This is a genomic window from Hoylesella enoeca JCM 12259 (assembly GCF_000613405.1).
Classification (GTDB): Bacteria; Bacteroidota; Bacteroidia; order Bacteroidales; family Bacteroidaceae; genus Prevotella; species Prevotella enoeca.
The window spans coordinates 1-10,115 of record NZ_BAIX01000060.1 but is presented as its reverse complement, the minus strand read 5'-3'; the positions used below and the strand labels follow the sequence as shown (position 1 = coordinate 10,115).

10 protein-coding genes and 2 pseudogenes are annotated in these 10,115 nt (G+C 46.4%); 9 read left to right on the top strand and 3 right to left on the bottom strand.

From position 1 onward, the window contains the following. The 3 genes from JCM12259_RS11680 to JCM12259_RS11670 all read right to left on the bottom strand — a co-directional run. The coding region (locus JCM12259_RS11680) for a YWFCY domain-containing protein (RefSeq protein ID WP_025066587.1) at positions 1 to 822 on the bottom strand (822 nt) is incomplete at its 3' end. Positions 823 to 891: 69 nt separating this feature from the next. Beyond that, the gene (mobB, locus tag JCM12259_RS11675) at positions 892 to 2,172 is read right to left on the bottom strand and encodes a conjugal transfer protein MobB (protein WP_025066586.1); all 1,281 of its coding nucleotides are present in this window, start codon (positions 2,170 to 2,172) and stop codon (positions 892 to 894) included. Next, the gene (locus JCM12259_RS11670) at positions 2,169 to 2,582 is read right to left on the bottom strand and encodes a plasmid mobilization protein (protein WP_025066585.1); all 414 of its coding nucleotides are present in this window, start codon (positions 2,580 to 2,582) and stop codon (positions 2,169 to 2,171) included. Before JCM12259_RS11670 ends, mobB begins: the two co-directional genes overlap by 4 nt. 598 nt (positions 2,583 to 3,180) lie before the next feature. Here JCM12259_RS11670 and JCM12259_RS11665 point away from each other — a divergent pair. From JCM12259_RS11665 to JCM12259_RS15365, 9 genes and pseudogenes are all read left to right on the top strand, one after another. After that, on the top strand, positions 3,181 to 3,939 hold the full coding sequence (locus tag JCM12259_RS11665) for a ParA family protein (RefSeq protein WP_036889017.1): 759 nt from the start codon (positions 3,181 to 3,183) through the stop codon (positions 3,937 to 3,939). Next, positions 3,936 to 4,457 (top strand): DUF3408 domain-containing protein, encoded by a 522-nt coding sequence (locus JCM12259_RS11660; RefSeq protein ID WP_025066583.1) that lies wholly within the window; start codon positions 3,936 to 3,938, stop codon positions 4,455 to 4,457. The genes JCM12259_RS11665 and JCM12259_RS11660 overlap by 4 nt, the downstream gene beginning before the upstream one ends. Beyond that, positions 4,454 to 4,891: a DUF3408 domain-containing protein gene (locus JCM12259_RS11655; protein WP_025066582.1), complete on the top strand. Its 438-nt coding sequence runs from the start codon at positions 4,454 to 4,456 to the stop codon at positions 4,889 to 4,891. The genes JCM12259_RS11660 and JCM12259_RS11655 overlap by 4 nt, the downstream gene beginning before the upstream one ends. 3 nt (positions 4,892 to 4,894) lie before the next feature. Then, the gene (locus JCM12259_RS11650; RefSeq protein ID WP_025066581.1) at positions 4,895 to 5,674 is read left to right on the top strand and encodes a hypothetical protein; all 780 of its coding nucleotides are present in this window, start codon (positions 4,895 to 4,897) and stop codon (positions 5,672 to 5,674) included. A 152-nt stretch (positions 5,675 to 5,826) separates the two neighbouring features. Beyond that, positions 5,827 to 6,128 (top strand): annotated as a pseudogene (locus tag JCM12259_RS15375) (DUF4134 domain-containing protein). Positions 6,129 to 6,132: 4 nt separating this feature from the next. Further along, positions 6,133 to 6,467 (top strand): annotated as a pseudogene (locus JCM12259_RS15370) (DUF4133 domain-containing protein). Beyond that, positions 6,464 to 8,977 carry a TraG family conjugative transposon ATPase gene (locus tag JCM12259_RS11635; RefSeq protein WP_025066580.1) on the top strand — a complete coding sequence of 838 codons (2,514 nt, stop codon included), beginning with the start codon at positions 6,464 to 6,466 and terminating at the stop codon, positions 8,975 to 8,977. Before JCM12259_RS15370 ends, JCM12259_RS11635 begins: the two are co-directional and overlap by 4 nt. Before the next feature lie 200 nt (positions 8,978 to 9,177). Next, the gene (locus JCM12259_RS11630) at positions 9,178 to 9,810 is read left to right on the top strand and encodes a DUF4141 domain-containing protein (RefSeq protein ID WP_025066579.1); all 633 of its coding nucleotides are present in this window, start codon (positions 9,178 to 9,180) and stop codon (positions 9,808 to 9,810) included. A gap of 47 nt (positions 9,811 to 9,857) precedes the next feature. Further along, a partial coding sequence (locus JCM12259_RS15365) for a TraJ family protein (protein WP_036889016.1) occupies positions 9,858 to 10,115 on the top strand: 258 nt, incomplete at its 3' end.

Sequence of the window (10,115 nt, the reverse complement as noted above, 5' to 3'; positions counted from 1 at the left end):
CGACTTGCGAGGGTCGTCAAAGTTTATCACATAGAACTGTGGTTTTACCTTGTAAGCGTCCAAATGCTGGAGTAGGTGATTATAGGCTATCTCGGAAAGGTCGGGAAACTTATAGTCGTAGATATACATGGCAAAGCCTTTCTCTATCTGCTGCTTGATGTAGTTGTTCACGATAGCGTAGGACTTACCAGAACCCGGTGTACCGAGCACCATTGAGGCACGGAAGGGATTGACCACGTTAATCCAACCTTTGTTCCACTTCTTCTTATAGTAAAAACGTGTAGGGAGATTGACAGAGTATTCATTTTCCATCAATCGCGTTTCCTGCATGAAGCTCTCGTTCTCCGTATTGAATACATCGTCCATCAGATTGTTTTTGAGCAGTCGGCTCATCCATACGCCGCCCATCAGCAGGCAGATATAGCCAACGGAAAGCGTAAAGATATAGAGCGAAGCCGCTCCAATTTTTCCTATGGGCAATGCCAACAGCCACCAGTTGAGAAAGAAAAAGACAAAGCCTGAGAAAAGCACCGTCCAAATCTTCGGCCACGTGATTTTCTCTTCCTTCACGCCCTTTGTTCCCAAACATGAGAGAGCAAGAAAAACCACGCAAAAGAGTTTTGTCCAGAGGATAGACGAAAATAATCCCGTCGTTCGCTGGAAATTTATCAGTATCTTATTGATGATACCAAGTGTGAAGTGCCACTGCTGAAATGCCTCGTAGCAGAACCAATAACAGTTGATAAGGAGGAATATCACCGATATGCCCCGCATAAAGTCCATAACTTTACCCAATGCTCTTAAATCATCTTCTTGTGCCATTGCAGTTTTATTTAGAATATCGTTTGAATACTATTTGAAAAGTTTTTGAATATAATTTGAACAGTGTACTTAGCGCTTCCTGCGTTTAAGATTTACCTTATTTTGTCTGCGGAGTTTACGTTGCCAAGCCGCTTCTTTCCAATCATCGTTGCCCGTAGATGTAAAAGAGTCCCCCACCATATCCTCGATAAGTTCATCGATAAGGTTATCCCCTTCTTCTGCATTGGATTGTAAAGGCTGGACAGTTGCCGATTGTTCCAAACGGGCAGAAGGTCTGCCATACAGCGTTTCGTCCAAGAATGGGTTATGGGCAGGATTGGAGAAATAACCATTGAATACATTGGCGGCATATCCCTTGCCCAAGCGTGAACCGTTGAATGCAACACCCTGCTCGTCACCAATAAAGGTAATGCCGTAAATTCTTCCATTGCCATTCTTTCGGATTACTGCACGTAAGCCTTGTTCCTCCAATCTTTGCCGAAGTTCTTCCTCCGTCTGGGGAGAGGTACGCATTGTTTGTAACACCTTGCCTCTTATAGTCGGTACCAATGGCTTGATGGCTTGCTTTGATTTTTGCATCCTGTTCTGCACGGCAGTATAGCCCACACCACGACCGATGTCCGATGCGTTGATGGGTGTGCTTACTTTGCCTCCCTTGTCATCAGTCGGAATATAGACAAGTCCGTCGTATTTCTTTCCCCGAAACTCTGTCTTGACTTCCTCTACGGCAAGATTGTATGCTGAAAGGATGGCATTCAGTTCGCCCAATGAACAGAAATGATAATGCTTCAGCACCATGCGGAGGGCACTTACCACCTGCTCCTTGATGTTTTCCTTGCCTATATCCACCTTGGGCATTGCTGTTTCAACTTTCTCGCTGACCTTTGAACTTGGAATGAGGTTGTACTTCTTCTCTAAGGAATCAGTAATCTTCTTGCTCCGCCGTTTCTCAAACTTATCGTTAATCTTCCGTCCACGACTGTCCACCCGAAGTGATACGATATGTATATGCTCACGGGCGATGTCGCTGTGCTTGAACACGATATAAGGTTGATTGCCGTAGCCGAGTGCCTCCATATACTCCCTGGCTACCTGCACGAGTTGCTCATCGGAGATTTTATCGTCCGGATGCGGATTGAGCGAGCAATGGAACACCGTCTTCTTCGTTCGGCTTTTTTTAGGTATCAAAGCTTCCATGTCGGCCAGTACATCCTCCATCGTGTAATTACCATCGTTGTTTTGATACAGTTCAGCAGCAAGAAGAATGCTCGCTTCTCCTTTCCCTACCTTCTTGAAGTTATAGCCGAGTGCCCCTCCAAGGTTTTCCGTACTTGAAATCTTCGCTATCATTTCCTGCGGTAATCTATGGTAAGACTGATTGCCTGTTCCTGCAAGGCAATGATTTGAGCCGATAAATGCTCTAACTTTTCAAGCAGGATCTGTGCAGTTTTTACGCTGTGATAGCTGTTGATGGCGCGTACGGTCTGGTTATAGAGTACACCAATCTTATGAATTTGTGCCGTCAGTTCAGAGAGTTTTCGGTAATATTCCACGGCGGATTTATCCACCGTAATCACCTTGAAATGCTCTCCGAGAATACGCCCGCGCACGAAATCCGACTTGGTCTCGGCGCCTGAACGCTGAAACAAATCAATTGCCCTTTGCTGGTCTTTGGGGTTGGGTAGCCGTACATGCCAGTTGTCCCAACGCGGCTTATCAGGAGCTTTCTCCACTTTGCCCTTTTCCGTCTGCTTATCCACTGTTGTTTTCTTCTTTAATTACGACTTTGGAGTAATTATTCCCTCGCACCGAGCAAGGGTCTTTGTGGTACAAACAGCGGTTTGTGTTACAAAGACACACCTTGCCAATACCAAGAGTTGATACGATTGAAGCATCCACCCTTATGGGGTGTCTGTTTCTAAGAGTATACCTCCATGTATTATTCTCGCCTGCAAAGTTACGGCGGATTTTCAAATAACTCATTATCAATGATATTCACTCTTTTTCCTTTCATTTCCCTGCATTTCCCCAAGGGTTGGAAATAACTAAATTACTGACTTATTTTGCAGTGGATTTAGGTCAAAACGTACCAATTTATCAACTCATCTACCGACCGACAAAACTCAGCTAAAGAGTTTTTCGGGAAGTTGGACAGACGGTAATAAAGTCTATAGATCAGTCAGTCAAAAAGTAATTATGACACTCAGTTAAAAATTCTGTCAGTTCAAGGCTCGATACCTATCTACCAACTCACTGTCTATCCGACTGACTGAACTCGGTCTGTAAGAAAGTAACAATAGAGTTAATCATACAATATTCAACAACGATGAAGCAGAAAGTTAAAAATCAGCCGTCTATCTGGGCTTCGCATCGCAAAAAGGAGGGGTTGGCAAGAGTAGCCTTGCCGAAATCCTCGCGTCCATTCTATATTACGAAAAAGGAATATCTCTTCTTGTCGTAGATTGTGACGGAACGCAAGAGTCGTTCTTCAAGTTGAGGCAGAGAGAACGCCGCGTGATAGAGGGAAGTGAAACCATTTCTAAACAGATGAAGGATTTCTTCACCAAGTTTGGGAAACATGCCTATCCCATTATTCGCTCGACACCGAAAAACGTCATTAAATATGTGAACGAATACATCAGGACGCATGATATAAAGGTAAACCTCGTAATTTTTGATTTTCCCGGTCATGCTTCAACCGAGGATTTGCTCCAACTCTCCATAGACATGGACTATATCATCACCCCTATAGAGGCGGATCCCCAATCTTTGGTGTCCAGCTTTGCCTATGCCAGGACCATCAGGGACTTGGGAGTCGGACTTAGCGATGCCCGTATCCGTGACCTGCTCTTACTATGGAACAAAATCAACCGTAGCGCCAGTTCCATCGTTATGGACTATTACACACAATATGCAAAGGAAGAGGACATCAGTATATTTGATGCCCGTATATACCATTCCGTGAGATTCTCCAGGGAATTGGAGTTAGGTGGCGTGAAGGGTGTCTTCCGCAGTTCTTACTTACCTCCGGCACTTACCTTACGTCTTCCTACTGGTATAGACTTGTGGGTGGAGGAAGTAATCGAAAAATGCCATCTCATTCCGGATAGCCTATGACCGCCATTAGTGAAGAACGAAAGAAAGTCCTCCGGAGCAAACTCAAGGAGATGGGCAATTACGGTGTACAGGAACGTTCTCCGGAAGAATCCCCCTTTTATGACCAGCCCACAGAGCTTGAGCGTGATTTGGAAAAACTCCAATCGGATGAACCGCAAGAAGCGAAAGAAGAAGAACCTGTTGCAAGGACTTCTGCAGCAGAACAGACAGCAGAACCTTTACGGGCTAAAAAAAATAAAGACAAAGGAAGCAGGGAAGATGCCCTGTCTGCCAAACTCTCTTTTGAGGAATATCGTGAACGCTACCTTAGCCATTCTCAATGCAGTAATGGTAAATCCGGATTCACCATTAACAGTGAGGTCTTGCAGTTGCTCAGGGATGTCCTTCGGGATGTCCGTGCAAAGACTACCCTCACTGCCTACATTGAAAATATCCTTCTTGAGCATTTGAAAGAAAACCAAGCCATGCTGAACAAGACAGCGGCACAGTATAAACGTAATCAAACACTTAATTTATGATAAAAACATTGTTATTGGATACATTTCTCCTCATGGGGATTATCTGGATGCTTATCAGCATTGTCTATTTCTGTATTCGCTTGGACAGGCTTTTGTCTTCTATGGAAAAACCTGTTGTGGAAACCATGGAGGAAACAGCAGAGGTAGTATTATCAGAAGAAGATACTTCTTCCCCTTCCGTATATTCGGACTACAATAGTTTTGAAGATTATCGCAATCGTTTTCTTCATACTTCACGCTTTCCAAGGAAAACAGCCTTTACCATGAATGTCGAAACCTTGCAGGTGCTTCGCAATATTCTACATGATTTGAATCAGCGTGTGTCTATGACTTCCTACATAGAGAATATCCTGCGTGAACATTTACGGGAACATCAGAAACTAATCAATGATGCAGCCGATAAACAGAGAAGTAAAACCACCATAACACTGTAAGTAATGGAAACAATTCTATTAGATATTCTCCTTTTCTTGGGTGTGATATGGCTACTTTTAGGTATCGCATACCTGTGGAAAATCTGCTTGCGGCCAGTCCCCAAATCTGTGGATGAAACCACAGGAAAGCCTATTGTCACAAAAGAACAGGTAGAACATGCCAGGCACGTTTTGGTGGGCAGGAGTAAACCCTTTACTTCCCCGTCTGTCCCCGAAATTCCCGCTGTTTCCTCGTCTGAAAATTCAGCCGATAATCCCAGTACCTTTGCGACGCAAAATGTACGCAAGGAAGATGAAACAGAATCAACTGTTACACCTCAATCCGCACCCGAACATACGGATGAAAAGGAAGAAGACAATGAAATGCAGGTTGACTACACGATGGACGAGCCGGACGAAGACACTATCATCCGTGAAGAACTGCAGATTGCAGACGATTCTTTACCCGAAGTCTCACCATCGGCAATTCTTACAAGGGACTTGTCCCGTATAAACGGCTGGCACAGGAATGACGATGCACTCGATGAGGAAAGCGAAGCGGAGGTTCACGAAACGCTGCAAGCGATACGAGGGACTGAGCTCATGGAATACATGAAAGAAGTCGCACTCGGACAGGAGCAAGACCATCAGAAGCTACTCGCTGCCATTCGCAAAGCGGAGGAAGCGGAATTAGAGGAAAATAATATAAACTCTTCTCCTGACTTTGAAACGAACTCAAACGTAGAGAGCAGCGACAGCGATGTTTCGGAAGATGACGAGCATCCACTTTCATACTATCTGTAAAAATAGTGTTTGTTCATATTGTACCGTGATCGAGGGGTGGCTCAAAAGTAAAACAATCATCCCATATCTGTCATACGATAAAACCGAGCCACCCCTTACCATCTCTACCCAAAAGAAAACAATTCATTTAACAACTTAAAATAAAAAGAACAATGAACAACAAAAAGAAAATCACAATGCTGTTCCTGCTGACGGCTACCGCCATAGGAGCATACGCACAGGGCAATGGTATTGCCGGTATCAATGAAGCTACAAAAATGGTAACCTCCTACTTCGATCCCGGCACGAAACTCATCTATGCCGTAGGGGCGGTAGTGGGTTGATAGGAGGCATTAAAGTGTATAACAAGTTCTCAAGTGGTGACCCCGATACGAGCAAGACCGCAGCCTCTTGGTTCGGTGCGTGTATCTTCCTCATTGTGGCTGCCACTATCCTGAGAAGTTTCTTCCTGTAAGGCGATGGCAGCATTTGAAATCAACAAGGGTGTAGGCCGGACGGTAGAGTTCAAGGGCTTGAAGGCGCAGTACCTCTTCCTCTTTGCAGGAGGGCTGCTGGCAGTCTTCATTCTCGTGGTCATTCTCTATCTCTGCGGCATCAGTCAGATAGCCTGTCTTGTCATAGGTGTAGTGGGTGCCAGCCTTGTGGTATGGCAAACGTTCACCATGAATAGAAAGTACGGGCAATACGGGCTGATGAAGAAAGGAGCAGTGCGTATGCACCACGCTACCTTGTGAACCGCCGCACGGTCTGCCACCTTATCCGTAACCTTCAACCAAAGAAAGCGAAGAAATGAGAAACAATAGCAAGATAACAACCTTGGAGTCGAAGTTTCCACTGCTCTCCATAGAGCAGGGCTGTCTGGTGAGCAAGGATGCTGACATCACGGTGGCTTTCCGTGTGGAGCTGCCCGAACTCTTTACCGTCACTTCTACAGAATACGAGGCAATGCACTCTGCCTGGCATAAGGCTATAAAAGTGCTACCCAATTACAGCATCGTGCACAAGCAGGACTGGTTCATTAAGGAGGACTATCAAGGAAAGCTCTCCGATGGCGGACTGAGCTTCCTTGCCCGTTCCTCTGAACGGCATTTCAACGAACGTCCGTATCTCCACCATTCAGTCTATCTCTTCCTTACCAAGACCAACAAGCAGCGCATGGCACAGCAGAGCAACTTCTCTTCACTCTGCCGTGGACACCTGTTACCCAAGGAAATCACCAACAAGGAGGAGGTGATGAAGTTTATGGAAGCCGTAGACCAGTTCGAGCGTATCATCAACGATACCGAGCAGATAAGGATTGTCCGCATGACTGAAGACGAGTTAGTTGGCACAAATGAAAAGGGCGGTCTCTTGGACCGTTATTTCTCCCTCTCGGAAGAAGGACACGCGTCTTTGGAGGACATCCGTCTGGGCGCAGACCTTGTGCGTGTGGGCGACAATATGCTTTGTCTGCATACGCTTTCCGATACAGATGACCTGCCGACAACGGTCAGTACGGATAGCCGATATGAACGACTGTCCACTGACCGCTCGGATTGCAGGTTGTCCTTTGCCTCGCCCGTAGGGCTGATGTTGCCCTGCAACCATATCTATAACCAGTATCTCTTCATCGAAGACAGCGATGCCAACTTGGAACGCTTTGAGAAGCAGGCAAGGAATATGCACTCGCTGGCACGCTACAGCCGTAGCAACCAAATCAACGAGGAGTGGATACAGGAGTATCTCAATATTGCCCACTCACAGGGACTGACCTCTATCCGTGCCCACTTCAACGTATTGGCATGGAGCAGCGATAAGGAAGAACTTCGCCAGATTAAGAATGACGTGGGCTCTGCACTTGCTCTTATGGAATGCCACCCACGCCACAACACCATTGATGCGGCAACGCTCTACTGGGCAGGCATTCCCGGCAATGCGGCAGACTTTCCAGCAGAAGAGTCATTTTATACTTTCATCGAGCCTGCCCTCTGTTTCTTTACGGCAGAGACAAACTACAAGGATTCGCTCTCTCCCTTCGGTATCAAGATGGCTGACCGCCTTTCTGGAAAACCTATTCATCTGGATATATCGGATTTGCCAATGAAAAAGGGAGTCATCACTAACCGTAACAAGTTCATCTTGGGTCCTTCGGGAAGTGGCAAGTCTTTCTTTACCAACCACATGGTACGCCAGTATTACGAGCAAGGGGCGCACGTCCTCTTGGTCGATACAGGAAACTCGTATCAGGGATTGTGCGAACTCATCCACCGCAAGACCAAAGGCGAAGATGGGGTTTATTTCACCTACACAAATGAAAGCCCGATTTCCTTTAATCCCTTCTACACCGACGACTATTTCTTCGATGTGGAAAAGAGGGAGAGTATATGCACGCTGTTGCTTACGCTCTGGAAAAGTGCCGATGAGCATATCACCAAGACCGAGGCGGGCGAACTTGGCTCTGCCGTGAACTCGTACATCGAGCTGATATGTGCAGACCATAGTGTTACGCCCTGTTTTAATACTTTCTATGAATACCTGCGAGACGTCTATCGCAAGGATATGGAGAAACGGGACATCAAGGTAACACTCTCGGACTTCAATATCAACAATCTCCTGACAACCCTCAAGCAATACTACCGAGGGGGACGTTACGATTTCCTATTGAACTCGGACAAGAACATCGACTTGCTCAGTAAACGCTTCATCGTCTTCGAGATTGATCAAGTGAAGGACAACAAAGACCTCTTCCCCGTGGTGACGATTATCATCATGGAAGCCTTCATCAACAAGATGCGAAGACTCAAAGGTATCAGGAAAATGATACTCATTGAAGAAGCGTGGAAAGCCATTGCTTCGGCTAACATGGCAGACTATATAAAATATTTGTACAAGACGGTGAGAAAGTATTTCGGGGAAGCCATTGTCGTGACGCAGGAGGTGGACGATATCATCCAGTCTCCGATTGTCAAGGAGAGCATCATCAACAACTCCGACTGCAAGATACTGCTCGACCAGCGCAAGTACATGACTAAGTTCGATGGTATACAGGCGATGCTCGGCTTGTCGGAAAAGGAAAAGAGCCAGATACTATCCATCAACCAGAACAACGACCCTAACCGACTCTACAAGGAAGTGTGGATAGGGCTGGGCGGTATGCAGAGTGCAGTCTATGCCACGGAAGTGAGCATGGAGGAATACCTCACCTACACCACGGAGGAAACCGAGAAGGTGGAGGTAATGAACAGGGCTGCACAGCTTGGTGGGGATATCGAAACGGCTATCCGGCAGCTTGCACAAGAGAAACGGGTTGCACGAAATCGTTAATCGGACAAGACATGTAAAAAATGTATTGGTTTAGCCAAACGTGGATAAACAATTGGACAAACGTGTCCAATCAATTAGACAGTCGTGTCCAAATACTTGGACTAACTTGTCCAACTTATCCCTATAACAGCAAGCTGAATAGACATCCCTTAGTGGACATTCAGACAAACATAGTATTCACATCATAAACAAAAAGAACAATGAGAACAAGAATTTTAATGCTGCTGATGGGCACCGTCCTTTTATTCAGCGGAAAGGCCCACGCACAGTGGGTGGTAACCGATCCCGGTAACTTCGCCGGCAACATCGTCAATTCGGTCAAGGAGATAGCCACCGCCTCCAAGACGGTGAAGAACACCTTGGACGGATTCAAGGAGGTGGAAAAACTCTACAACGACACCAAGAAGTATTACGATGCCTTAAAGAAAGTGAACAACCTCATCGGAGATGCCTACAAGGTCAAGGAGTGTATCCTGATGGTGGGCGACATCTCGGAGATTTACGTCACCTCGTATAAGAAAATGCTCTCGGACAAGAACTTCCGCCCTTCAGAACTTGCTGCGATGGCTTCGGGCTATGCCAAGCTTCTGGAGCAGAGCGGTGAGAGTCTCAAGGAACTCAAGTCCATCGTCAAGTCGGGTGTTCTCTCGATGAACGACCACGAGCGTATGCAGGCTATCGACCGCATCTACACCACGCTTAGGGAAAACCGTTCGCTCGTGTCGTATTACACAAGGAAGAACATCTCCGTAAGTTACGTCCGTGCCCGTGAGAAGAACAACCTTGCCTCCGTCAAGGCGCTCTACGGCAATACGGCAAGCAGGTATTGGTAATTAAGTTATTGGTTATTGGTCATTCATACATCTAAACACACTTGCTTATGGATTTTGCCAGTTTACACGAGCTGCTCCACTCAACCTATGAAGAGATGATGCCGCTCTGCGCCCAGATGACGGGCATTGCCAAGGGTATTGCAGGCTTGGGTGCACTCTTTTATATTGCCCTTCGGGTATGGGCTTCCATAGCCCGTGCCGAGGCGATAGACGTCTTTCCCCTTCTCCGTCCCTTTGTCTTGGGTTTCTGCATCATGTTCTTCCCGACAGTCGTACTGGGTACGATGAATGCCGTTCTCTCGCCT